20 protein-coding genes are annotated in these 25,194 nt (G+C 66.7%); 12 read left to right on the top strand and 8 right to left on the bottom strand.

What is annotated here, in order from left to right:
- Positions 1 to 1,521, top strand: coding sequence for a sulfatase (locus ACOQPQ_RS09225; protein ID WP_420639148.1), 1,521 nt, complete (start codon positions 1 to 3; stop codon positions 1,519 to 1,521).
- Here the strand turns inward: ACOQPQ_RS09225 and ACOQPQ_RS09230 are convergent.
- Positions 1,518 to 2,303 carry a phytanoyl-CoA dioxygenase family protein gene (locus ACOQPQ_RS09230; protein WP_420639149.1) on the bottom strand — a complete coding sequence of 262 codons (786 nt, stop codon included), beginning with the start codon at positions 2,301 to 2,303 and terminating at the stop codon, positions 1,518 to 1,520. The two genes, ACOQPQ_RS09225 and ACOQPQ_RS09230, sit on opposite strands and share 4 nt — an antisense overlap.
- 88 nt (positions 2,304 to 2,391) lie before the next feature.
- Between ACOQPQ_RS09230 and ACOQPQ_RS09235 the strand changes: the two genes are divergently transcribed.
- Positions 2,392 to 3,393 carry a nucleotidyltransferase domain-containing protein gene (locus tag ACOQPQ_RS09235; protein WP_420639150.1) on the top strand — a complete coding sequence of 334 codons (1,002 nt, stop codon included), beginning with the start codon at positions 2,392 to 2,394 and terminating at the stop codon, positions 3,391 to 3,393.
- Positions 3,394 to 3,501: 108 nt separating this feature from the next.
- On the opposite strand, the gene ACOQPQ_RS09240 is transcribed toward ACOQPQ_RS09235, so the two are convergent.
- Together ACOQPQ_RS09240 and ACOQPQ_RS09245 are read right to left on the bottom strand one after the other, a co-directional pair.
- Positions 3,502 to 6,027, bottom strand: a complete 2,526-nt coding sequence (locus tag ACOQPQ_RS09240; RefSeq protein ID WP_420639151.1) for a S8 family peptidase — start codon at positions 6,025 to 6,027, stop codon at positions 3,502 to 3,504.
- Positions 6,028 to 6,036: 9 nt separating this feature from the next.
- Positions 6,037 to 7,014, bottom strand: coding sequence for an AAA family ATPase (locus tag ACOQPQ_RS09245; RefSeq protein WP_420639152.1), 978 nt, complete (start codon positions 7,012 to 7,014; stop codon positions 6,037 to 6,039).
- Between the two features lie 330 nt (positions 7,015 to 7,344).
- Here ACOQPQ_RS09245 and ACOQPQ_RS09250 point away from each other — a divergent pair, with 330 nt between their 5' ends.
- From ACOQPQ_RS09250 to ACOQPQ_RS09260, 3 genes are read left to right on the top strand one after another with little or no spacing between them, the layout of a single operon-like run.
- A complete protein-coding gene (locus ACOQPQ_RS09250; protein WP_420639153.1) occupies positions 7,345 to 7,596 on the top strand; it encodes a hypothetical protein in 252 nt (83 codons plus the stop codon).
- A complete protein-coding gene (locus tag ACOQPQ_RS09255; RefSeq protein ID WP_420639154.1) occupies positions 7,593 to 8,243 on the top strand; it encodes a DUF433 domain-containing protein in 651 nt (216 codons plus the stop codon). Before ACOQPQ_RS09250 ends, ACOQPQ_RS09255 begins: the two co-directional genes overlap by 4 nt.
- Complete coding sequence (locus tag ACOQPQ_RS09260; RefSeq protein ID WP_420639155.1) at positions 8,240 to 8,770, top strand: DUF5615 family PIN-like protein; 531 nt, start codon at positions 8,240 to 8,242, stop codon at positions 8,768 to 8,770. Before ACOQPQ_RS09255 ends, ACOQPQ_RS09260 begins: the two co-directional genes overlap by 4 nt.
- A gap of 141 nt (positions 8,771 to 8,911) precedes the next feature.
- On the opposite strand, the gene ACOQPQ_RS09265 is transcribed toward ACOQPQ_RS09260, so the two are convergent.
- From ACOQPQ_RS09265 to ACOQPQ_RS09275, 3 genes are all read right to left on the bottom strand, one after another.
- Complete coding sequence (locus ACOQPQ_RS09265) at positions 8,912 to 10,759, bottom strand: flippase activity-associated protein Agl23 (RefSeq protein ID WP_420639156.1); 1,848 nt, start codon at positions 10,757 to 10,759, stop codon at positions 8,912 to 8,914.
- 88 nt (positions 10,760 to 10,847) lie between these two features.
- On the bottom strand, positions 10,848 to 12,770 hold the full coding sequence (locus ACOQPQ_RS09270; protein WP_420639157.1) for a hypothetical protein: 1,923 nt from the start codon (positions 12,768 to 12,770) through the stop codon (positions 10,848 to 10,850).
- 78 nt (positions 12,771 to 12,848) lie between these two features.
- On the bottom strand, positions 12,849 to 13,721 hold the full coding sequence (locus ACOQPQ_RS09275; protein ID WP_420639158.1) for a transglycosylase family protein: 873 nt from the start codon (positions 13,719 to 13,721) through the stop codon (positions 12,849 to 12,851).
- A 150-nt stretch (positions 13,722 to 13,871) separates the two neighbouring features.
- On the opposite strand from ACOQPQ_RS09275, the gene ACOQPQ_RS09280 reads away from it, so the two are divergent.
- Entirely contained in the window at positions 13,872 to 14,855 is a 984-nt protein-coding gene (locus ACOQPQ_RS09280; protein WP_420639159.1) for a ferrochelatase, read from the top strand.
- 84 nt (positions 14,856 to 14,939) lie between these two features.
- Here the strand turns inward: ACOQPQ_RS09280 and ACOQPQ_RS09285 are convergent, their stop codons facing one another.
- On the bottom strand, positions 14,940 to 15,623 hold the full coding sequence (locus ACOQPQ_RS09285) for a TIGR00266 family protein (protein WP_420639160.1): 684 nt from the start codon (positions 15,621 to 15,623) through the stop codon (positions 14,940 to 14,942).
- A 71-nt stretch (positions 15,624 to 15,694) separates the two neighbouring features.
- Positions 15,695 to 17,263 (bottom strand): long-chain-fatty-acid--CoA ligase, encoded by a 1,569-nt coding sequence (locus ACOQPQ_RS09290; RefSeq protein WP_420639161.1) that lies wholly within the window; start codon positions 17,261 to 17,263, stop codon positions 15,695 to 15,697.
- Between the two features lie 52 nt (positions 17,264 to 17,315).
- Here ACOQPQ_RS09290 and ACOQPQ_RS09295 point away from each other — a divergent pair, with 52 nt between their 5' ends.
- The 6 genes from ACOQPQ_RS09295 (at position 17,316) to ACOQPQ_RS09320 (ending at position 25,180) form a co-directional block, all read left to right on the top strand.
- Positions 17,316 to 17,804: a nuclear transport factor 2 family protein gene (locus tag ACOQPQ_RS09295; protein WP_420639162.1), complete on the top strand. Its 489-nt coding sequence runs from the start codon at positions 17,316 to 17,318 to the stop codon at positions 17,802 to 17,804.
- 53 nt (positions 17,805 to 17,857) lie between these two features.
- Positions 17,858 to 18,790, top strand: coding sequence for an SDR family NAD(P)-dependent oxidoreductase (locus tag ACOQPQ_RS09300; protein WP_420639163.1), 933 nt, complete (start codon positions 17,858 to 17,860; stop codon positions 18,788 to 18,790).
- A complete protein-coding gene (locus ACOQPQ_RS09305; protein WP_420639164.1) occupies positions 18,787 to 19,554 on the top strand; it encodes a glycosyltransferase family 2 protein in 768 nt (255 codons plus the stop codon). Before ACOQPQ_RS09300 ends, ACOQPQ_RS09305 begins: the two co-directional genes overlap by 4 nt.
- 121 nt (positions 19,555 to 19,675) lie before the next feature.
- Positions 19,676 to 22,102 carry a DNA gyrase/topoisomerase IV subunit A gene (locus ACOQPQ_RS09310; protein ID WP_420639165.1) on the top strand — a complete coding sequence of 809 codons (2,427 nt, stop codon included), beginning with the start codon at positions 19,676 to 19,678 and terminating at the stop codon, positions 22,100 to 22,102.
- Positions 22,096 to 24,189, top strand: coding sequence for a DNA gyrase/topoisomerase IV subunit B (locus tag ACOQPQ_RS09315; protein ID WP_420639166.1), 2,094 nt, complete (start codon positions 22,096 to 22,098; stop codon positions 24,187 to 24,189). Before ACOQPQ_RS09310 ends, ACOQPQ_RS09315 begins: the two co-directional genes overlap by 7 nt.
- Before the next feature lie 28 nt (positions 24,190 to 24,217).
- Positions 24,218 to 25,180, top strand: coding sequence for a RecB family exonuclease (locus tag ACOQPQ_RS09320; RefSeq protein WP_420639167.1), 963 nt, complete (start codon positions 24,218 to 24,220; stop codon positions 25,178 to 25,180).
- Positions 25,181 to 25,194: the final 14 nt, after the last annotated feature.

Here is a 25,194-nt window from a genome sequence, read left to right on the forward strand (position 1 = left end):
ATGCGCTTTTGCTACATCGACATCGACACGCTGCGCGCCGACCATCTGGGGTGCTACGGCTACCACCGCAACACGTCGCCCAACATCGACGCCATTGCTGCCGACGGCGTCCGCTTCGACAACGTGTACGCCTCCGACGTGCCCTGCCTGCCGTCGCGCACGGCCCTGGCCACCGGCTTGTTCGGCATCCGCAACGGGGTGGTCAACCACGGCGGCGCGGCGTCGGACCTACGGGCCGAGGGGGCGTCGCGGGCGTTCATCGGCAAGATCGCGGCCCTCTCCTGGGCGTCGAAGTTCTACTACGCCGGTTGGCACACGGCGTCGATCTCCAGCTTCCCGTTCCGCCACTCGGCCTCCTGGTGGAACCACGGGGTGATGGAGTCGCTCAACCTCATGCGGGGCATGGGCGGGGAGCGGGCCGACCAGGTGCTCCCCGGTGCCCTCGACTGGCTGGACCGCCGCGGCCGGGCCGACCAGTGGTTCCTGCACATCCACCTGTGGGATCCCCACACCCCCTACAACACCCCGACCGCCTACGGGGACCCCTTTGCCGATGATCCCGCCCCGGCCTGGCACACCGAGGAGATCCGTCTGCGCAACTGGGACTGGGCGGGGCCGCACTCGGCCCAGGAACCGTGGGGCTTCACCCCCGACGAGTGGGGTCCGCCGCCGGCCCGCCACCCGTGGAATGCCGACTCGATGGAATCGGTGAAGGGCATCTTCGACGGCTACGACACCGGCATCCGTTACGCCGACGACGCCGTGGGCGCCGTCATGAACAAGCTGGACGATCTCGGCGTGCTCGACGACACCGCGGTGCTTATCTCTTCGGACCACGGCGAGGCCTTCGGCGAGTTGGGGGTGTACGCCGACCACCAGGGTGCCGATGAGGCCACCTGCCACATTCCCTCCATCCTCCGCTGGCCCGGCCTGGCCCCGCGATCGTACGCCGGGCTGCATTACCACTTGGACGTGGCCGCCACCGTGGTGGACCTCGCCGACATCTCGGTGCCGGAGGGCTGGTGGAGCGGCCGGTCGGTCAGACCCGCCCTGGAGGCCGGTTCCGAGGCGGGCCGGGACCACCTGGTGCTTTCGCAGGGCGCGTGGTCGTGCCAGCGGGGTGTTCGCTGGGGCGACCATCTCTACCTGAGGACGTGGCACAACGGCTACCACCCCCACTGGAACGACGAGATGCTGTTCGACGTGGCCGCCGATCCCCACGAGGTCGATGATCTGGCCGGCGACCGGCCCGAGCTGGTGGCACTGGGTCGGTCGAAGCTCGAGGCCTGGACGGCCGAGCAACTCGAACTCGGCCTCGGCGACCGATCCGACCCCATGGAGACCGTGCTGGCCGAGGGCGGGCCCTACCACGTGCGGGGCCACCTCCCGGCCTACCTGGACCGCCTGCGCACCACCGGCCGCAGCCACTGGGCCGACCAGCTTGTCGAGCACTTTCCCGGCGACACCGACGGTGCGCCTGCTGGTCCCAAATGGGACGGGTCCGGCTTCGACTACTCCTAGCGGGTGATCGGTACTGGTTCGTCCGAAGCCATCACCGGCCGGCCATCCCGCAGCACCTCCACCCAATCCTGATTCCAGGCCCGATGACCCACGCTGGCCGCGGCGGCGTAGTGGTAGACCATTGCGGCCCGGCTGGTGGCCGACCGGTTGTCGGTGGAACGGTGACGCAGGTGCGAGTGAAACACCAGCACGTCACCGGGCTCCATCAACACGGGTATCTCCCGGGAGACATCGGCGCCGACGATCTCCACGTAGCCCAGGTTGGCGTGTTCACGGCTGTCGGGCACCGCATCATGGATCGCCTCTCGATGCGAACCGGGGGCCACCCACAGGGGCCCGTTGTCGAGGGTGGCGGCGGTGCAAGCCAGCCACACCCCCACCTGAGGCGTGGGTTCCAGTCGAAAGTAGTAGTTGTCCTGATGCCACGGCTGACCCAGCGCACCGGGGTGCTTGAAGATGAACTGCGACAAGAAGCAGTCCACGTCCGTCCCCAGTAGGTCACCCACGATGGCCAGCAACCGGGGATCGGTGGCAAAGGACCGGAAGACCTCCTCGGTCCGCATCAACCGGAACACCTTCGAGAGCCGATCGGCGGGGTCCGGTCGGTCGGCGAGGGCACCCTCCCCGTTGACCCAGAGATCCGGCCGGTGGTCGCCGTCGGCCACCTCCCGGGCGATCTCGCTCACCCGACCGACCATGGCGTCCAGCGTCGCCCCATCCACAAACCCTGGCAGGAAGAAGAACCCCTGTTCCTCCCACGCCTCCCGCTGCCCCGCGCTCACCCCCACACCCCGGAAATCTACCGACCACCCATTCCCCCATCCACCCCACCCCGCCACTGTTTTGCCCCCGAAGCCATAGGATGGCGTTGTGGTTGTACTCGATGTTCAGCCGGCCCCGACGATGGAGGACGCCCATCGAGCGGCCGAGGTGATTTGTCGTGCGCTGAACCCGGCCGAGGTCATGGTGTTCGGTTCGGTCGCCCGAGGCCTCCAGCACCCTCTCTCCGACATTGACCTGGTGGTGCTGTTTGACGATCTTGGGGACTACAAGAGGCGCGGCGAGTTGGCAAGGCGCGCGGAGGCGGCCGTCACCGAAGCCACTGGCTTTCCCGCCAACGTCAAGGTGACGGACAGGCCGGAATGGAAAGTGCGGACGGAGTTGGTGAAGTCGTCCTTCGAGGCCCACATTGCGTCGCACGCAGTGCGGCTGGTGACTCGGCCCTCCAATGCACAAATCGATTGGAACAAGGAGATTGGTTTGGCCCCCAGCGATGCGCAGCAGGCAGAGAACTCCTTGGGCAACACGTTGAATTCCCTGGACAACCTCCGAGGGATCCTCAGCCCCTACGAACACGAGGTGGGAGCTCTGGAGGCTGGAGACGCAGTGACGGCGCGAGAGGTGCTGCAGAATCGGATGCTGCGGGTTTGTTCCCTGTCGCAAGAGGTGATGGAGAACGCCCTGAAGTCCCTGATTCACGCCTTGAGAGGAGAACACCCGAGGAGGGTCCACAGCATCGAAGGGCTGATGGATTTTGCTCAAGCCCAGTTGGATGCATCCACGGGCGCCCTCCTTCTCTCGGCCTTGGACGGATTGCAGGAGGGCAAGATCTCGGGTTGGCGCCAGGGGGCGAGCTATCCCGACGACATGGACATGGCTGTCAGTCGCGAAGATGCGACACCGGAGTACGCCTGGGCCATGGCCACCGCGGCCGCGCGGGTGGCCCAGAGGTGCGCCGAGACGATCGAAGCCCAGTTCGGCCATCCCACAACGCGAACCGCCGAAGTCATCACTCGGTGCAATGACCTGACCAAATGGATGGCCACCAGAGCCACCCCCGGCCAAGACCCCGACCACCACCCCACCCCGTAGACCAGGCTGCCTTCTAGGGCCGCCCCCTTGAGCGGTGGGGTCTCGGGATGGTTGCGGGGTCCCACCGAGAGGATGGAACCCCCCGAATTCTTGTATCGGACAATTGAGTCACGTTTCGATCACGACTGGGACTTCGGCTTCGATCGCAACCGGAGTCCAGAGGTCCACCTCGACATCCGGTGAGTCGATCGACACGATCAGCGCGTACCGCACACCGGCCTCGCTACGGTCGCGGGCGCTTCGTTCCTTCCACCAGCCGGTGACCGGATAGACGGCAATCGCCCCTCGGGCCGCAAGTTCGGCTGCGGGTCCAGTCCAGTGATCCACATGCAGGGATCCTCGGACCCGCTCTCGCGGACCGAGCAGCCACTGATCAGCGTCGCTGTCCGAGCTGGGTCGCTGCTCGTCCTCCGACCGGGCGAGCCTGTTGATTCGCTTGCAAAACTCGCCGTTGCCTTCAGTGGCACGCCGCACATCAAATCGGAGACCATGCGACGCGTATCGGAAGCGTTGCGCCCAACCTCGACGAGCCGGGCTCGGCTGAATGAAGTACGACAGCACGACTCGCATCTGCAACTCAACCTCGCCAAGATCGCCCAGGGCATCAGCGGGCCATGGGAGGTTGTGAAGGTGCATCTCACGCATCTTGCCGTCGAGGTAGGGACGGATCCGGTGCTGCCCGATCAGCGTGACCGAGTCGTTTGCGGAGCGTAGCGCCCGGTTCATGTCGGGCACGCCCCATCCGTAGCGCCGCAGGCTCGCCACGGCTCCTTGCCGGTTGGTCCCGCTGAAATGCTTCGTCATGGAGTCGGTCCAGCGGGCCGAATGAACAATGAGTCCACGAAGTGCCTCCGGCCACAAGTGCGGGTACTCCGTCGCCAGGCGTTGGGCCAGATACGCTGCTTGCGCCGTTGCTGGGCTCGTACCGGTGACAGTCGTAAGTGGTCGACCGCCTAGCGCGGGTGCTCGGGTAGTGAGGATTTGCAGATCTGGAGGGGTGTCGATGGAGCGATCGATTGGTGACACCGCTGCGTTTCCCCCTTCGAGAACGACCTCCGGCTTGTGGGGCCATTGGGAGCGAAAACCAACTGAGGTCCGACTGAAGGGCGACAGTTCCCCCGCTGATGCAAGAGGCACCCACCCCTCGAAGTCCTCGTGAACAATGTGGGAAAACTGGGTGAAGGCACCGACGGTCAAGGCGTTCCAAGCCTGACCTGGATCCTCAACTGGTTCGACGTCACTACGATCGAGATGATCTTCATCCAGAGGCACGCGGACGTTGCCCGCTGAGATGATGAACAGCCGTTCCGCTCCGCCGTCGGGTTCATCTATGTAGACAAGATCGCCATCGGCGGAAGACACTGCGCGGCCTGCCGCCAGAGCGTCGACCGCGGCCGACCACGCGGAAGGCTGACCGAGGTCCGATGGGTCTGCGGCGGAGTTCGGGGCCGTCACCGCGAGCGCGAAGGACCGGCGTCGCTGAGGGTGTTCGATCTCGATAATCGATGTCGCCTGGGCGGTGATGGCGCCGTACAGCTCAGGGTCGTTCTTGCCCGAGTCTGGAAGAATCTTGACCGACTCGATGCGGCCCTGGACCTGGATTGGCCCGTCGACCAAGAAGCACTCAGCAAGATCCCCGTGAATTGCGAGACCGGCCATCTCGGTGCCGTGCCCTCGACGATCATCGCTGCCCCACCGAGGATCCACGCTGTGAGCGTCATTCGGCGCAATCGCGATCCGGAGCAGCGGGTGTTCTGTCGTCACTCCTGTGTCCAGCAGGCACGTCACTGCACGATCATCGGCTGGCACGACCAGTCGCCCAGCCAACTCGTCCACAAACTCGCCTTGTTCGGATGCTGGCAGATCCGCCAAGAACTGTGCAGGGTCCACAGGGTGACGAAGCTCAGAAATGTCGTCAAGTAGATTGAGGGCTGAGCCGAGCTGTCCGGATGTGGCTCGCACGAGGACCACCAAGCGATCTTCCAAGACCAGTCGTTGGCGCCCGATCGTAACCCCGATGATTTCGGCGAAGTCTTGGAGTCGTGAGTTCACTCCTTCCCGATTCCGAAGCCATACCTCCCACCACACTGCCTTCTCACTGTCGGGAAAAGCGTCTTCGTCGTCGGTCCAGAGGGCACGAAGTGTCGCCAGTCGCAACTCTGCAATTCTCTCCACCAGATTCTTGTTCTTGGGATTGCCGCGATTCGTGTCTTCGGAGACGTAGTCCTCGAATCGCTTTGTGAACCTCCCAATCCAACCCTCGGGAACGAAGACTGTTGCCAATTGCACAGACTCCCCCTCGACCTCACGTGTCGTCACTGCGCACAGCTCGGGGTGAACGGATCCCTGCTGAGGCTCAAGTGAGGTCAGTGCAAGCTCGAAACCAGGATGCGACTGGAACTGCACATAGATGCCCTCCAAGGCACCTTCGACTTGAATGGCGTCGTGATCTTCCTTACGCCTCTGGGCCGCTTCCGCCGCGGCGTCCAGTTGATCGATGAGTTTGCGGCCGTGCTGTATTCGGTCGGCAGGTGATGGCGGGGCTCCCGACTCGCGTCCCGATGTCGGCGGGGCGTAGTCATCAACCCAAGGAGCCCGCGTGACGATGACGTGGCGCCTGTTCCGTTCTGCCATAGTCCGGCCTCATTCAGGCGGACTGTCCGACCGATTTCGCCACCTGAGCGCCTCCACGAGAAAATCTGTCCTGACCTGGAGGGTGCCAGCCAAGATCGAATCCTTGGCTGCCTGTTCAGCAGCGGCCGTGACCTCCGAGTGGCTCAGCCCCTTGGCAGCGGTGGACACTCCACGCCAGTCCACCGCCCGAAGGTCGAGCGACGCAAGGCGAGCGCGTATCACTTGCTTTGCGATGGCCCCAGTCGGCATCGGGTAGTCGAGGGTTGCATCGAATCGTCGATACAGCGCTCGGTCGAGATGCTCAGGCAGGTTCGACGTGGCGACGATAACGCTGTCGGACACATCTTGCTCGAGGAACTGCAGGAAGGAGTTCAGCACTCTTCGGATCTCACCGACATCATTGCTCAGACCACGCGCACCGGCGAGTGCGTCGACTTCATCGAACAGGTATACGCCTGCGATCTCCGCAACCTGGTCAAAGATGAGGCGTAGTTTCGCCGCAGTCTCTCCCATGAACTTCGTAATCAAGCCCTCTAGTCGGACCGTGAAGAGCGGAAGATGCAGCTCGCCAGCCAGCACCTTGGCCGTCAGCGTCTTACCCGTCCCCGGAGGGCCCACGAGCAGCAGACGGCGCTGAGGCGCGAAGCCCGTTGCCCGAAGGCGATCCCGTTGCCGCTGTTCCAGCAACACTCGACGCAGCAACGACAGGACGTCGTTGTCCAGCGACAGGTCTGACAACCGCTGTTCCGGGTACTCCACGGAAAGCAAGGCCGCCAGATCACCGCGCGGCGAAGCCACCGGCGTCGGTCCGGGTCTCGGCACTCGCCCCTTCGACGCGTCGATCAGATCTCGCAGTTGCTGCGCGTACCCTGCGTGGCCGCTGCGCGCTTCCCGAGCAGCCATCTGGAGCGCCACGGCGTAGAACTGGTCGTCGTCACCCGCGGCGTGACTCTTGATCAGGGCCTTCACTTGAGCCGCAGTCGCCATCTCCTACACCTCACCTCGTCCGTACACGGGTGGCGGCACCCCCTGACCCATCACCGTAGTTCAGGCCTCCGGGCTGCCAGAGGTCCAATCCATTGCCGACATCAAGGCCTCAGTCGTGTTCGCGGCCCCTCCAATATGAACCGCGTGGGCGACCGATTCCTGCACGGCCAGTTCGAGCCTGGCCCCGGGAACACCACGCCTGCCGCGCACAAGGCCTCCTTGCACGGCAAACCCGTTCCCATCCGGCCATCTCCCCCTGTAGCGTTCGGTGGCTCCCCCCCCGCCGCATTCTGCCCTCCGAGGTTGCTCCTGCCTGTCACCGGTGTCGGTATGCTGTTGGCAGAGAAGCCCCAGTTCACAGCCCCTGGGCTTACCACGAAGGAGATCGAAGTGGAGACTCAGACTGTCCCTCGAGAGGACATCGTTGAGATGTTGCGATGGAATGCCGAAGCGACCGGTCTGGGACTGCGCGATTTCTACGAACTCGGCAAGGATGACCGCCTCGACCACCCCCTGCTCAGAGACCTCTGGCTCATCTGGGGCGACGTCCTGACAGAATCCGACCTGCTCTCGGCAGCGTGAACGACACACTCAAATCACACCCCTCTGCGGGGGCCTACTTGGGCCGTGGAATCTACGATGTTGCAGAGGTCGCGCGCCTCACAAAGTGCAGTAGGCGTCGGGTGGAAGGGTGGACCAGGACCGGTGCCGTGAGGGAACCCCTGCTGTCGGGAGAACTGGACGGCCTGTTCAGCTTTTGGGACCTGCTCAGCCTCCGCGTCATCGGTGAACTTGTGGATCGAGGAGTGCCACGAGCTGAAATCGCCGAGGGGGCCAACTACCTGGCCGTTAGGCTGGGTACTCACAGGCCATTCGCCCATCAGGGTCTTGCCACGGTTGGCCGGGGGTTCTTTGCCGACATTGGGAGTTGGGTAGATGTCGGCAGGGGCGGTCAACAGGCCTTCCAGGTTGTGATTGAACCCCTACTTAAGCCAATCACATTCAATGAATCGGGTATGGCAGCCATTTGGAGACCGCATCTGGGAGTCTGGGTGAACCCAGAGGTCCAAGCAGGGGCACCCTGTGTCGATGGCACGAGGACACCCACGGCCACACTCGCTCAATTGCATAACTCTGGGTTGAGCATAGAGGACTTGTCGGATGACTACCGACTCCAATATGAACAAGTGCAAGCTGCCATTGATTTTGAAGCCAGCATGGCGGCGTGAGCCCTCAACCGACAAAACCCAGACTACGCCCTAAGATTCGACTCCTATTCGACGAAAATCTGCCTTGGAGAGTGGCTGCAGCCTTGGAGACACTCAACTTTCACTCTACCTATGTCGGGGATAAGAACCACCCTGATGTTCCAACTAGGGGCTCATCAGATGAGGAAGTTCTGAGGTATACTGAAGGGGTAAATCGAACTATTGTGACTTCCAACTACGACATGATCTTGCTGTGCACTGAGCGCAAGCAATCGGTGATTTGGATAGATGCACGAGGCCGTGACTTTCGATTTGAAGAACTTGTTCTGCTAGTCTTTAAGAATATCTCCGACTGGAATGACAGGCTCAAACAAGCTTCACTTCCAATATGCCTTCAGGCTATGAGGACGAAGACTGTCACGCTGACTATGGAAGAGGCCGCGCAGCGTGCCCACTCGAGGATGCTTCGCAGCTCCGCCAAAAAACGGAGAAACAAGTCCCATACACCGCTGGGCCCTCTCCTGTCCCCTGAAGATGAATCGAAGTGATGCCCAACGACCGCTGACTGCCATGAGCAGGTCAAGGTCCCAGTGTGGGCTGGCTCTCCGGCAACGGACTCGGCCCACATCAGTCATGCTCCAATCTGCTGCGGCCACCAATGGAGCTTGCCGTGGCCAGGCGGAGACGGGTTAGTCGGGGGGTGGGAGTTGGCGTTCCAGGGTTTGGGCTCGGGGGCTGATGGACAGGTCGAAGTCGGTGCTGCCGAGGGTGGAGGGGTTCCACACCTCTTGGTTCCGCATCCATTGGGCCCAACCGGAGAACCAGCCCGTGTGGTAGGAGTCGAGTTGGGGAGCCCACCAGTCCCGCAGTGGTAGGCGGGTGGTCTGGTAGTCGGCGAGCTGGGGGGCGGCCGAGGCAAAATCGCTCTCGGGCAGGTGGAGCACGAAGTCGGCGGTGACCTGAGGGGCGGTGTCCCGGTTGGCCCAGGTGAGCCCCGGATAGTCGCGGAGATACCACAGGTTGGGCACCGACATGGCGGTGTCCACCGCCACGGTCACCGGTCCCTCGCCAACGGACACGCTGTAGCGGTTGAGGGCCTCGATGCGCTCCACCGTGCCCACATAGTCGTCAGTGGTGTGGACCTGGGTGAGCAGCTCCCGGGGATCGCGCTGGTTCACGTAGTTGGCCCGCCACGACACGAACAGCGTGGTGGCCACCAACCCGGCCATCACCACCCACACCGGGACCATCGCCACGTTCCTCCGGGCTCGCCACAGCACCTCCACGCCGTAGCCCGCCAAGAACGCCATGGGCACCAGGATGTGCAGGGCCAACCACGGGAACCGCTCGCTGGCCCAGGAGTACGACAGCCAACTGGCCACCGCCGACCACACCATGAACTTCCCCAGCAGGGTGGGACGGAGAAAGACCCGCACCGTGCCGATCGCCGCCAGGATGCACACCAGGTACTCGTACGCCGGGATGGTGTAAAGGTAGTAGTGCCACGGCTCGCCGCCCCGATTGGTGTCCTGCTCGCCCCGCCAGTAGGTGATGCCCTCGGTGAAGCCGTCAAGGAAACTCCCCGGCCGGGTGAAGAACTCCGTGAACCACAGGGCGAAGAAGAACAGAAAGACCGCCGCGGCCAGAATCCAGCCCCACGCAGGCACCCGTCGGGCCATCCGCACCACTGGCAGCTCCCAGATCGTCCGGGGGTCGGCCAACAGCAAGAGGACCTCCAGCATCAACACGCCGTAGATGCCCAGCGTGAGGAAGACCTCCACGTCGTAGTACGCGCTGACGCCAAAGGCGATGCCCATGGGCAACAACCCCAACGGCAGCATCCACGACCACCCCGGCGGCCCCGCGCCACGCTCGGTTTCGCCGGTCGGGGCCCTCTGGTGGACGGCCTGTTCGATCAGCAGGGCCAGGAAGAACCCTCCGAAGATGAACACGGCGATGAACGTGGACTCCTTGACGGCGAATCCCGCGGCCAGCAAGAACCCGAACAGCGCGGGCAAGAGCAACCGGGGGCGGTCCAGGAACCGCACGATCACCACCATCATGGCCAAGATGAGAAAGGCGGTGAGCGAGTCCTCACGGCCCAGCCGGGTCATGTAGAGGGAAATGGGGCTGAACGCCAGCACCGCGGCGGCGGTCAAGGTGGCCACCGGGCCGAGCGACCGGCGCAGGAACCACGGCAGAATGATCAGCCCCACGCCGGCCAGCACCGCCACCATGCGAGCGGTGGTGGGCGACTCCCCGAACACCCAGAAGAACCCAGCCGTCAGGTAGAACCGCAGCGGCCCGTGGTACACCGGGTCGTAGCCCTCGAAGGTGCCCTCCAGGAACCGCCACGAGAACCACGCGTCCAGGCTCTCGTCGTGATGCAACGGGCGCTCGGCCAGCTCCACCAGCCGCACCACCAACCCGGCCACCGCCAGCACCCCCACCGCCACGGCCAGCGTCCGCTCCGGGTGTCGGCGCCACAACTCGGGGGTCCACCACCTGGCCGCCCCCAGCCCACGACCATGCGTCATCGTCGACAACGGTCCACCTCCATCGCCTCAATTCTCTTCCTGTCGGCTGCCTTCGCGCCCGTTGCCATCGTCATCTTCGCTACGGCCCTCAATTCACCCGGTACACGGTGTAGGAACCCTGGGCGAACGCCGGGGTGCCCCGTGACGCCCAAAACGCCTCGTTCACCCCGACACGACGCTCGATGGGTCCGACCACCACGTAATCCACCCCGTAGGCGGCCAACAACTCCTCTGACCCCCCGGCCCCGGCCAACATGGTGCGTGCCTGTTCATGGCGCGTTGCCCAGTCGAGCACCCCGAGATCGTTGATCCACCCGGCGAAACCGACCACCGTCTGGCGGCCACTCAACGCGGGCACCGGATGGGTGTGTTCGAAGCCCACCAGGAACACGCTGTCGGCCGGGGTCTCGTCCCGGGCCCATTCTCCGGCGGCCAACCCGTCGCCCGAGGTGATGGGGTGCGGCCACACGTTCACCTCCGGGTCCACCGCCTTCCAGATGTCCAAGGCCCCCGACAACGTGAGGACCAGGAACAGCACCACCGCCCCCAACGCGGCCAATCCTCCGGTGGCGGCCAGCCGCACCAGCACCGCGGCCACCAGGAACGAGCCCAACAGAATCACCAGGATGAACCAGTGGGTGTTGTTCCACGGGTGTGAGGGTGCCACCCGAGCGGCGTTGGGCACGAAGAACCACAGCCACACCGGCAGAGAAGCCCACAGCAGCAGCCGGGGCAGGGTGCCCCGCCACCACTGCGCCACCGCCATCAGCACCAGGAAGGGCCCGGCATTCCGCCACCAGAACTCGAACAAGCCGTCCCGGTCGGCCGAGTAACCCGGCGCCTGCAGCCACTCGCCCCGCACCCAATTCTCCACCACCACCTCGGTGTTGAACGGCTCGATCCACAGGGCCGCGGGCAGCGACAACACCACCGCCGGGAGGGCGAACAACACCCACTGCCAGCGCAGATCCATCACCGCCCAGATCAGGCCCAACCCCAGGGCCACCACGAAGGAATACACGTGGAACACCGGCATCAGCCCCACCAGTACCCCGGCGATGGCGAACAGCTTGCGGGATCTCGCTTGGTGGGCTTCCCGCAACAGCACCACGGCGACCAAGAGCAACGAGAAACCAGCCAGGGTGGGCCGCTGGGGAAACAGGTTCCCGGTGACCGCGTTCTCCATGAGAATGTTCCCGGCGTGATGGCGGGTGTAGTCGGTGGGCAGATCCCCGATCACGCCCCAGCCGCCGGCCGACCGGTCGTCGAAGAAGCGGAGCCAGCCCCAGCCGCCGAACAAGGTGAAGACCAACACCGACACCGCTCCCACTGCTCGGCTGGCGAACAACCGCACCCCCGCCGAGTACATGGTGGGCACGAAGGCAAACGCCAGGTAGCCCGACGACACCTCCAGCCCGCCGAAGGCGCTCAGCCCGGCCCGATCCAGCATGGCGGCGAAGTAGTCGATGCCGAAGTGGTAGGGCAGTCGTTCGACCCCGAACGCCGTGGGCAGCGTCGGGGGGAAATTCTCGGCATGGGCGAACGACGAGGCGTAGGTCAGGTGGGCCTGCCAGTCGGTCCACGACGACAGGTGGCCGGCCAGCATCCCCCCCGAGCCGTCGGGCACATAGGCCTGGTTGAGAATCCACACGGTGAGCAGATACGCCGGGACGCACAGCATGAGCAGGGGCGCGGGGCTCTCCGGGGAGCTGACCGGCCCCCGGAGTCGCTGCCAGAAGTCGCGGCACTCGGGGCCGATCCGGGTAACGCCGGTCCACCACCCGGTCACCGAAAGGGCGGTGGCCACCACAGCCGACGCCAGCGCCACCGGCCCGCTCAACCGGCCCACCGCCCAACCGACGCCGTAGCCCACCAGCGTGACCGTCATGAAGCCGACCACCGCGCCGTAGGCCACCCGCTCCTCCAAGCGGAGCTTCAACCCGGTCAGGTAGGTGAGGCCCACGCCGACCGCCACGCAGTCGGCCAACAGCAGCACCACCCACAACTTCATTGAGGGATGAACCTAGTGGAGAGTCGGGGGAGCAATGGCGCGTGTCCTGTGGAACACAGCCGGGTCACCCAGTCAGGGTCATCGGGTCCAGGGCTGGGGCAGCCACCGTCCGCAGTAGTCCACGGGCCAGGGCTGGGAGCCCCGTCGGGAGTAGAGCAGTCGGGCCCGGGCGTCCTGCTCCTCGGGGGGCGCGTGCGCCGGGTTCCCGGTGCCACCCACGGTTCTCCAGGTGCGGGGCTCGAACTGATAGGCGCCGTAGAACAGGCCGTTGGAACTCTCGACGCTGTAGTTGTTGGTGGACTCGCACCATCGGAGGTTGAACCACTGTTGCTCGGTGGGCTCGATGAATCGGTTCTTGGCCAGTTCCCGGTCGGCCAGGTCGTTGATCTCCGCGATGTACACCACCCACTCGGCCGCTTCCACCGATTGACCGGTGTCGGACAGCCGGCTGTTCAGGTAGGGAATGGCGTCGTTGAGCCGCCCGATGCGAGCGGCGGTGCGCTCGCGCTCCCCGGACACGTCCTCCACGGAACTCAACGCCTGGTCCATCAAATCGGCCATCTCCAAAAGCAGCGCCTCCCGCCAGAGGGCGTCGGTGGCTTCGGTCACCCCCAAGATGAACTCCAGGTCCTCGATCTCGCTGCCGTGGATGTACTCCTGCACCACCAACGACTCCGCCTCTTGGCGCAACAGCCGTTCTCCGGCGTCGATGGCGTTGAGCTGATCCAGCCGGCCCAGCTCACGATGCAGTTCCTCCACCGTGGCGTCGAGGGCCGCCTGTGCGCTCGCACGGGCGGCCTGGGCCACCTCCAGATCGTGTTGGGCCCGTTCCAGGTCGCGCCACGGCGGGTTGGCCGACTCCACGGCCACCGGCTCCACGGCCTCGGATTGCCCGTCAGCCTGTCCGAAGGCGACGCCGCCCACCGCCGCCGAGATGGACGCCACGGCCACGACCAGGACCGTCCAACGACTTCGCTTGTGAGCCCGCAATCTCTCTCCCTGGTTCGGCTACTCTCGAAACGGCAACCCTCGAAGTGACGTCGCCACGACATCGCTCGAGGCCGCCATTCCCTTCAGCCCCGTGGGGCAACCCTACCGACTATGTCCACTACGCCCTCAACCGCCTGCGGTCCGTCGGCCTCGCCCGCCGACGGGCCGGAAGCCATCCTGATCGTGTCGTTCGGCGGCCCGGAGGGGCCCGACGACGTGATGCCGTTTCTGCGCAACGTGACCCGGGGTCGGGGCATCAGCGACGAACGCCTGGCCACCGTGGCCGAGCACTACCACCTGTTCGGCGGCGTCAGCCCCATCAACCAGGCCAACCGTGACCTGATGGCGGCGCTGGCCGACGAGCTGGCCGGGCGCCAGAAGTCGGTGCCGGTCTACTGGGGAAACCGGAATTGGACGCCGCTGTTGGCCGACACGGTGGCCGCCATGCGCGCCGACGGGATCGGTCGGGCCACCGCCTTCGTCACCTCGGCCTACGGCTCCTACTCCGGGTGTCGCCAGTACGCCGAGGACATCGAGCGGGCCCGGGCGACGGTCGGCCCCGACGCCCCGGTGATCGACAAGCTGCCCCCCTTTTGGGATCAGGAGGGCTTTCTGGCCGCCATGGTCGAGCACCTGCGCGCCGCCCGACGCGCCGAGCCCGCCGCCCCGGTGGTGTTCACCGCCCACAGCATTCCGCTGGCCATGGCGGCGGCCGCCCCCTACGAGGCCCAACTCCTCCAGGCCTGCGAGTCGGTGGCCACCCGAGCCGGAGCCCCCCAGTGGTCGCTGGCCTACCAGAGCCGCAGCGGTCCGCCTCAGGTGCCGTGGCTGGAACCCGATATCGGCGACGAACTCGACCGGTTGTCAGGCGACGGGGCCGACGGGGTGATCGTGGTTCCCATCGGCTTCGTGGCCGACCACATGGAGGTGGTCTACGACCTCGACACCGAGGCCCGCCTGCGCGCCGAGCAACTGGGGTTGCGGTTCAGCCGGGTGCCCACCGTGGGCACCCACCCCGCGTTCGTGGCCATGATCGCCGACTTGGCCCTCGGTCCGCCGCCGGCCCCCTGCCCTCCGAACTGTTGCCGATACTGACCAGCTACTGACCAGCCCTACGCCCGGAAGCCCAATTCGGTGGGCCCGACCGCAACCTGCCACACGGCCATAGGGCGACGAGAACTACTCCCGGGAGCCGATTTCGGTATTGATCCAAGCGATGAGCTGTTGTTGATTGCGGGTTTGGGTCAAGATGTCGCCGGGGCCGGTGAAATGGAACACCAAACCCTCGCCCGACTTCATCGACTGGATGGAGCGGCCCTCCACCGCCCGACGCAGCTCGAAGGTCACGGTGTCGGGAAAGGCCAGCATGTGGTTGGTGTCCACCACCACCGTCTCACCCGCCCCCAGGGAGATCACGTCGATGGCGCCGTAGGAGGCCACCAGCAGCTTGCCCACCCCCTCGGCGTGAACCATGAAGCCGCCTTCGCCGCCCACCAGCGACTTGAACCCGCTCCACTTGGCGTCGATGTCCACCGCGGCATCGGAAGCCAGCCAATTGCCCCGCTCCACGATCCACGACTGGGAACCGTCCAACTCGATCACCCGCAGATCGCCGGGGAGCTTGGCGGCCACGTCCACCCACCCCCCTTGAGCGGGAGCGGTGAAGGTGGACATGAACAGCGACTCACCCCCCAGCACGCTTCGCTTCAGCCCCTTGAGCACGCCGCCTTCGATCTTGGCCTCCAGCGCCATCCCGACGGAGTGGGCCATCATGGCCCCGGCTTCGACCTTGACGGCTTCTGAGGCGCGCAACCGGCAACGGGCCACCCCGAAACTGGGGGCATGACGAATCTCTACATCCATGCCCGGCACCCTACCGGCCCGCGTCCCAAAACCGACGGCCCTGGCCGCGGGTCGGGCCCGGCCAGGCCCCGCTAGCCGATCTTCTTGTCCTGGCCCTCCCAGTAGGGGGCCCGCAGGTCGCGCTTGAGCACCTTCATGGCCCCCGACAACGGCAGCGGCTCGGCCCGGAACTCCACCGACTTGGGCACCTTGTAGCCCGCGATCAACTCCCGAGCGTGATCGCACACCTCCGCCTCGGTCAGCTCGTGACCGGGCGCGGGCACCACCACCGCGTGAACCGCTTCGCCCCACACCGGGTCGGGGATGCCGATCACCGCCACCTGCGCCACCCCCGGATGGGTGGAGATGGCGCTCTCCACCTCGGTGGAGTACACGTTCTCGCCCCCGGAGACGATCATGTCCTTCACCCGGTCCACCAGGAACAGATACCCGTCCTCGTCAAGGTACCCGGCGTCACCGGAGTGGTACCAGCCCCCCTCGAACACCTCGGCGGTGGCCTCGGGCTTGTTCCAGTACTCCCGCATGAAGTTGCCCGCTCGGGCGCACACCTCGCCGATCTCCCCCGGCCCCTGGACATTGCCGTCCTCGTCCTGGATGCACAGGTTCACACCGAACACCGGGCGGCCCACCGATCGCAGCCGGTCGCTGCCCGCCACGTGGTCTTCGGGCCCCAACAGCGTGAGCACCGAAGAGCACTCGGTCATGCCGTAGCCCTGGTGCAGGTTCACCTCGGGCAGGTGTTCCAACAGGTGGTTCAAGATGGCCTCGGGCATGGGCGAGGCCCCGTAGACCAGACTGCGCAGCGAGGCCAACCGCTCGGGACGGTAGTCGGGGTGCTGGATGCACAGGCCGATCATGGTGGGCACCATCACCGTCTGGGTGATGCCCTCGGCCTCGATCAGATTCATCACCCCGGCCGGGTCGAAGGCGGGAATGGTCACCAATTTGGCCCCCGTGGCCGGGATCAACAGCAGGCTGGCCATGGAAGCGGCGTGGAACAGCGGGGTCTGGCTCAAGAACACCTCGTCGTGGTTCAAGCCGCCCAGCCCGATGGCCACGTGGTAGGCGTTCAGCATCTCGGCCCGCTGCTGGACCACCACCCCCTTGGGCAGGCCGGTGGTGCCTCCCGTGTACATGAGCACCACGGGATCGTCCTCCTCGGGCTCCGGGGGCGTCTCGTTGCTGCCCGCGGCCACCAAGTCCTCGTAGGCCACGTCGTGGGGCCCGTCACCCGCGCCGATGAGCACCACCGTGCGGATGGGGCTGTCGCCCGCGGCCTCGAGGGCCTTGGCGAAAGGCTCGGCGAAGAAGGCGTCCACGAAGGCCACCTCGGTGCCCGAGTCCCGCACGATGTAGTCCAGTTCCGGCCCGGCCAGCCGCAGGTTCAGGGGGTTGACGATCCCCGCCCCCAGGTAGCAGGCGTGGTACAGCTCCAGGTAAGCGGCGCTGTTGAGGGCCATGATGGCCACCCGGTCGCCCCGGCCCACCCCCAGTTCGGTACCCATGGCGTTGGCCAGTCGGGTCACCCGCTCCCCGTGCTCGGCGAAGGTCGCCCGGTAGCCGCCGTCCACGATGGCCTCGTCATTGGCGTACCGTTCCATTGCCGGATAGAACAGCCGGTGATAGATCAGCTCTTTCATGGGGCAACCGTATCGCGAAACCGGCGGTGCCCGATCGAAGCGAGGAGGCGACATGGACATCGAATCCACCGTGCGATGGCTCAAGGACCGGGAGCTGATCAAGGAACTCCCCCTGCGCTACGCCCGGGGCATCGACCGCATCGACTTCGACTTGGTGCGGTCCAATTTCCACCCCGATTGCCAGGTCTTCGGGACGGTGGTGTCCGGGCCGCTCGACCCCTACCTGGACTGGACGGAAAACGAACTGCGCAAGTACGAGTCCACCCTGCACGTGATGGGCAACCAGTACGTGGACCTGGAAGAAGGCGCCGACGAGGGCCACGTGGAGACCTACGCCGTGGCCTACCAGATGCAGACGGAGGAGTCGGGCCTCGAGGACCTCATCTTGGGCCTGCGCTACTGCGACGACGTGGCCCGATTCGACGAGGGCTGGCTGATCACCGCCCGCACCGCCGTGCCCCAGTGGGTCCGGGGTCCGGTTCCCCACGCTCCCGACGAGCTGCGCAGCACGTGGCACGGAAAGACCCTCCGCAATGAATGAGCGAACGGTGATCCCCACATCCGGCCCGGCAACCCCAAAGGAGCACCGCCGCAATGAATGACCGTCCCGTTGCCTTCGTGACCGGGGCCAGCCGGGGCATCGGCAAGGCCTGCTCGGTGTATCTGGCCCGGGCGGGCTTCGACGTGGCCGTCTCCGCCCGTACCGTGCAGGAGGGGGAGCAGCGCGAGCACTCCTCCACCGTGAAGAGTTCGGACACCTCGCCGTTGCCCGGCAGCCTGTCGTCCACCGCCGCGCTGGTGGCCGAGGCCGGAGCCGAGGCCATGGTGGTGGCCGCCGACCTGCTGGATGACGCCTCCCTGGGGGCGGCCGCGGCCACCGTGTTGGAACGCTGGGGCCGGGTGGACGTGCTGGTGAACAACGGTCGCTACATCGGCCCCGGCCACATGGACCGCCTGCTGGACACCCCCATCGAGCTGTTGGACCGGCACCTGCGGGCCAACTGCCTGGCCCCTTTGGTGCTGACCAAGGCCTTCCTGCCCCAGATGATCGAGCGGGGCTCGGGCACCATCGTCAACATCACCTCGGCCTCGGGCTACGCCGACCCCACCTCGGCAGCGGGCGACGGGGGCTGGGGCATGGGGTACGGCATCAGCAAGGGCGCCTTTCACCGGGTGGCCGGATTCCTGGCCGTGGAGCACGGCGACCACGGCATCAGGGCCTTCAACGTGCAGCCCGGCTACATCTCCACCGAGCGCATCGCCCAGGACATGGCCCGGTTCGGCTTCGAGGACAACGGGGAGCCCCCCGAGGTGATCGGCGCGGTGGTGGCCTGGCTGGCCACCGACTCGGAAGCCGCCACCCTGAGCGGCACCAACATCGAGGCCCAGTTCTTCTGCCATGAGCGGGGCCTGTTGCCCGGCTGGGAGGGGCCGAAGCCCAATACCCACGCCATCTCCTACGACCTGAGCGGCGCCATCCTGGCCGACAAGGAGGCCCAACTGCTGGCCCAGAGCGCCGGCGAGTGACCGACCCGGTCGAGCCGACCCACACCATCGAGCCGACCGGCGCCGACCGGCGCCGGGAGCTGTGCGCCGTCATGCCGGTGTACAACGAGGCCGAGATCGTGGCCGAGGTGGCCCGGAGCTGGCTGGCCGAGTTCGACGGTCTGGGGATCGACTACGAGCTGGTGGCCATCGTGGACGGGGCCACCGACGCCAGCGAGCAGATCCTGCGCTCGGTGGCCGAGCAGCACCCCCGCCTGGTGGTCGATGTCAAGCCCAACCATGGCCACGGTCCCACCATCCTGCGGGGCTACCGGCGGGGGGTGATCACCGCCGATTGGGTGTTCCAAACCGACTCCGACAACGAGATGCCCGCGGCCTCGTTCGGTCGACTGTGGGAGCTTCGCCCCGACGCGGACGCGGTGGTGGGGATACGCACCGGTCGGAAGCAATCGCCTGCTCGCCGGTTCGTCACCCACGGGGCCCGGCTCACCGCTCGGGCGGCCTTCGGCTGCCGCCTGGCCGACGTCAACTGCCCCTATCGCCTGATGCGCTCTTCGGCCCTGGCCCCGCTGCTCACCCCCATCCCCGACGACACCTTCGCTCCCAACGTGGTGCTGGCCGGGATGCTGGCCCGCTCCGGGGCCCGCCTGGCCGAGGTGCCCGTGCCCCACCGCAGCCGCACCACCGGCGAGGTCTCGATCCTCGGTACCCGTGCGCTGATGGCCGCCATCCGCTCGTTCGGCCAGACCGTTCGGCTCAGCCGCACCCCGCTCCCCGGAGACTGACGGAAATCCCCTCCTATCTGGGGGAGTGTCCCGAATCTGTCATCGCAAGCGAGTACCGTCGCACCAGGGAAGACCACCCGATCCTTCCCCGCAAATCCCCGAAAACCCCATCGAACCGACCATGCCCCAACCATCCAAAACCTTGTTCGACGCCCACCAGGACGACGCCGGTACCGACACCGAGGTGAGCTTCGCCCGCGAACTGGTGAACGTCCCGGTGGACGAGGAGATGTCGGAGTCGTTTCTGGCCTACTCCCTGTCGGTCATCACCTCCCGGGCCATTCCCGACGCCCGTGACGGGCTCAAGCCGGTGCAGCGCCGGATCCTCTACTCCATGCTCAACATGGGGATCCGCCCCGACCGGCCCCACCGCAAGAGCGCACGGGTGGTGGGCGACACCATGGGCAAGTACCACCCCCACGGGGACGCCGCCATCTACGACGCCTTGGTGCGACTGGCCCAGGAGTTCTCCCGGCCCGTTCCGCTGATCGATCCCCACGGCAACTTCGGCACCCTGGACGATCCCCCCGCCGCCCCCCGCTACACCGAGTGCCGCCTGGCCGAGGCGGCCATGGAGATACTGGCCGAGATCGACGAGGACACCGTCGAGCACCGGGCCACCTACGACGGGGAGGGCACCGAACCCGAGTACCTGCCCGGTCGGCTGCCCAACCTGCTGGTGAACGGCACCACCGGAATCGCCGTGGGCATGGCCACCAACATGGCCCCCCACAACCTGGCCGAGGTGGCCCAGGCCATCCGGCTGGTGATGGAGCAGCGCCGCCCCAAGCCCACCATCGACCAGCTATTGGAGAGGCTGCCCGGGCCCGACTTTCCCACCGGGGGCATCATCGTCGATTCCCAGGAGGGGGGTCTGCGGCAGGCCTACGCCACCGGGCGGGGCTCCATCCGGATGCAGGCCAAGATGGCGCCGGTCCGCCTCACCCGCAGCCGCTGGGGAATCGAGGTGACCGAGCTGCCCTACATGGTCGGCCCGGAGAAAGCGGTGAAGCGCATCAACGATCTGATCGTCGACGGCAAGCTGCCCGGCGTCCACGACGCCCGCAACCTGTCCGACCGCCATCACGGGCTGCGCATCCTCATCGAGTGCGAACCCCACGTGGCCCCCGAGAAGCTCTACTACGACCTCTTCCGTCTCACCCCCCTGGAGGAGACGTTCGCCCTCAACAACGTGGTGCTGGTCGACGGCGTTCCCACCACCGTGGGCCTCTACGACCTCTGCGTCCACTACGTCGACCATCGCCTCGACGTGGTGGTGCGCCGCACCCGCTTTCGGCTGGCCCGAGCCCGTGATCGCCACCACATCCTGGAGGGTCTCATCACCGCGCTGGACAACATCGACGAGGTGGTCGCCATCATCCGGGGCTCCGACGATGCCACCGTCGCCCGCCAGCGGTTGCAGGACGCCCTGGAACTCAGCGAGACCCAGGCCGCCCACATCCTGGAGCTGCAGCTCCGGCGGCTCACCGCCCTGGAGAAGCAGAAGATCATCGACGAGCGCGACCAGCTCATCACCCTGATCGCCGAGCTGGAGAAGCTGCTGGGGTCCGAGCGGCGCCAACGCACCCTGGTGCTCAAGGAGCTGGACGACCTGGTGGAGCGCTTCGGCCGCCCACGCCGCACACAGATTCTGGGTCATCAGGACGCCCCGGTGTACGAGGCCACCCCGGTCGCCGACCTCACCCCCCAGGCCGAGGGGCCCTGCGTGGTCACCCTGTCCACCACCGGGGTGGTGGGCCGGGCCGCCGCCGGTGGCCGTCGCCGATCCCAGTTCGGCCGCCACGACGTGCTCACCGCCTCGGTGGAGGCCGACCCCGGCCATGCCATTCTGGCCGTGACCTCGGGGGGGCGGATCATCTCGTCGGCGGTGTCGGCGCTGCCCGAAGTGTCGGGCCGCAGCCGGGGGGCGGCCGCCTCCGAGGTGTTCGGAACCATGCGCAGCGAGGCGGTGCTGACCTTGGTGACCGCCGGTGGCGACCCGCTGGTGATCGTGACCGCCGCGGGCACGGTCAAGCGGGTCGACCTGTCCGACGCCGACAAGGGCCGGGCCACCAAGCAGGTCATCAAGCTGAAGCCCAACGACAAGGTGGTAGCCGCCTTCTGCGCCCCCGCCTCGGCCGAGATGGTGCTGGTCAGCGCCCAGGGACGGGCCCTGCGCGCCCCGGTGGAGTCGGTGCGGGTGCAGGGGCGGAGTGCGGCCGGGGTGGTGGGCATGAAGCTGCGCAACGGCGACCGCCTCATCGCCGCCGACGGCGTGAGCGGTGACGAGGCGGTGATCTCGGTGGGCACCACCGGTTCGGTGGACATCACGCCGGTGACCGACATTCCGGCCACCGCCCGGGGAGGTCTCGGTACCGCCCTGGTCGGTCGCGACCCGCTGGCCCTGGCGGTGATCGCCCCGCCGGCCGACCTTCTGGCCGAGGTGGACGACAACGGCCGCCCGGCCAAGGCCCCGGTGCCCTTCCCGCCGGCCGACGGTGCGGGCCACCACGGGGTGGTCGTGGGCGTGGGGATGCCCCGATGGTGACGTCCACCGGCACCGCGGGCACCACCAAGGGCGCCACCGCCGACCTCTTCGCCCCGCCCAAGGGCGAGAATGGCAACGGCAATTACGCCGCCTCCGACATCGTCACCCTGGAAGGGCTGGAGGCGGTGCGCAAGCGCCCCGGCATGTACATCGGGGGCACCGGCAGCGACGGCCTCATGCACCTGGTGTGGGAGCTGATCGACAACGGCGTGGACGAAGCCGGGGCGGGCTACGCCACCCGCATCGACGTCACTTTGCACGCCGACGGCTCGGTCGAGGTGGCCGACAACGGCCGGGGCATTCCCGTCGACCGCCACCCCACCAAGAAGGTGTCGGCCCTGGAGGTAGTGCTCACCGAGCTGCACGCGGGCGGCAAGTTCGGGGGCGGGGTGTACGGGGCGTCGGGCGGCCTGCACGGGGTGGGGGCCTCGGTGGTGAACGCCCTGTCGACCCGCCTGCGGGCCGAGGTCGACCGCGACGGTGCCACCTGGCAGCTCTGGTTCTCCCAGCAGAAGGCGGGCCAGTTCGACGGCGACCGCTTCGCTGCGGGTCACAAGCTCCGCCGCGTGCGCGCCACCCGCAAGACCGGCACCCGGATCCGCTTCTGGCCCGATTTGGATATGTTCGATCCCGACGCCGCCGTGGACTTCGAGGCCATCGCCCGGCGGGCCCAGCAGGCCTGTTTTTTGGTGCCGGGGCTGCGCATCCGGGTGGAGGACAAGCGCCGGGACGCCGACAATCAGCCGGTGGAGCTGATCTCCCACGGGGGCCTGGCCGATCTGGTGGCCCACCTCTCGAAGTCCGAGACCGTCACCGAGGTCATCTCCATCCCCGGTGAGGGCGAATTCGAGGAGAAGGTGCCGGTGGACGGGGCCATGACCGTGGTCAACCGCCGATGTCAGGTGGACATCGCCCTGCGCTGGGTCAAGGACTACGCCACCGCGGTGGCCACCTTCGTCAACACCATCCCCACCCCCCACGGGGGCACCCACTTGGCCGGTTTTGATCGGGCCCTGACCCGGGCGGTCAACGACAGCCTGCTGGCCGACGTCAAGAAGCTGGCCCGGTTGGCCAAGCAGGGCAACGACCGGGCCCAGCGGGAGGACGTGCAGGAGGGCCTGGTCGCCGCGGTCAAGGTCACCCTGCCGGAGCCCCAGTTCCGGGGCCAGACCAAACAGGAGTTGGGCACTCCGGCGGTGCAGTCCATCGTCTACAACGTGCTCAAGGACGGCTTGGAGAGCTGGTTCCAAACCGGTCCCAAGAGCCACGTCACCGGTTTGCAGTCCAAGATCGCCGACGCGGTGATCAACCGGGTGTCGGCCCGCCAGACCTTGGAGAACAAGCGACGGGCGGCCTCGTTGGGCTCCACCGGGATGCCCGACAAGCTGGCCGACTGTCGGGTCCACGGGCCGGACTCCGAGCTGATCCTGGTGGAGGGCGACTCGGCGGCCGGTCCGGCCAAGGCGGGGCGCAACGCCGAGAACATGGCCATCCTGCCCTTGCGGGGCAAGGTGGTGAACGCGGCCAAGTCGTCCATGAAGCAGGTGCTGGACAACGCCGAGGCCCAGGCCCTGTTCACCGCCATGGGAGCGGGCTCGGGCGACGACTTCGACATGGCCAAGGCCCGGTACGGGCGCATCGTCATCCTGTGCGACGCCGACGTGGACGGCAGCCACATCCGCTGCCTGCTGCTCACCCTCATCCACCGCTTCATGCTGCCCATGCTGGAAGCAGGGCGGGTCTACGCCGCCCAACCCCCGCTCTACACCACCAAGGTGGGGGACCAAACCCACAGGGCGTGGTCCGACGCCGAGCGGGACCACATCACCGCCGAGTTGGCCAAGGGGAACCGCAAGGTGGAGAACATCCGGTGGTCCCGGTTCAAGGGGCTGGGCGAGATGGACACCGACGAGCTGGCCGAGTGCGCCCTCGACCCCGCGACCCGGACGCTGCGTCGGCTCACCCTGGACGACGCCGAACGGGCGGGCCAGATGTTCGAGACCCTGATGGGGGCCGACGTGAGCCGCCGCAAGGACTTCCTCATCTCCCACAGCGAGCTGGTCGACCGTGACGCCCTCGACTATTGACCGCCAAGCCAGAATCGGAGAGTCTGAGATGACCATGACCGACGCCGCTCCCCGGGCCGAAGCCACCGCCGAGCCCGTGGCCGACAAGCTGGTGGAGATCCCCGAACGCTACGTGCCCAAGTACTTGTCGCCCTCCAGCGCCTCGTCCTACCGGGAATGCGCCCGCCGCTGGAAGTTCCGCTACGTCGACCGCCTGCCCGACCCGCCCGGCGAGTCGGCGGTGACCGGCACCTTCGCCCACATGGTGCTGGAGAAGCTGATGCAGGAGCCGGAACCGGAACGCACGGTGGACCGGGCCAAGAAGCTGGCCCGCGAATTGTGGCCCACCATGGAGCGTCACCCCGACTATGTGGGGCTGGAGTTGGACGAGCGGGGTGGGTTGGACTTCCGCATCAACGGTTGGCGGGCCATCGAGGGTTTGTGGGATCTGGAGGATCCCCGTCAGGTGCAGGTGGCGGCCACCGAACAGGACGTCCGGGTGGAGATCAACGGGGTGCCGTTTCGGGGCATCATCGACCGCCTCGACGAGACCGACCAAGGTTTGGTGGTCACCGACTACAAGTCGGGCAAGGCCCCGTCGGCTCGATTCTCGGCCAACTACGCCACCCAGATGCTGCTGTACGCCGCTGCGCTGACCGAATTGGAGGGCCGCAAGCCGGTCAAGGCCCAGTTGCACTACCTGGGCCAGAAGGTGGTGACCGTGGAGATCACCGACGAGAACCTGGCCGAGGCGGTGGACGAACTCCGGACCACCTGGCTGGCCATCATGGAGAGCTGCATCACCGAGGAGTTCGCGGCCTCCACCGGCCCGTTGTGCGGGTGGTGCCCGTTCGTCGCCCAGTGTCCCGAGGGCACCGACGAGGTGCTCCGCCGCGACGAGGCCGGGCGGTTGCGATCCGATGCTCCTGCCCTGGAGCGAATCGCCCAAGCCAACGCCGAGGCCTCCGCGCCGGAGCCAAGTGCCCAAACCAACCCGGGCGACCCCGACTAGGCCTGTTTGAGCCT

It is taken from the genome of Candidatus Poriferisocius sp. (genome assembly GCF_965219775.1).
Taxonomy (GTDB): Bacteria; Actinomycetota; Acidimicrobiia; order Acidimicrobiales; family Bin134; genus Poriferisocius.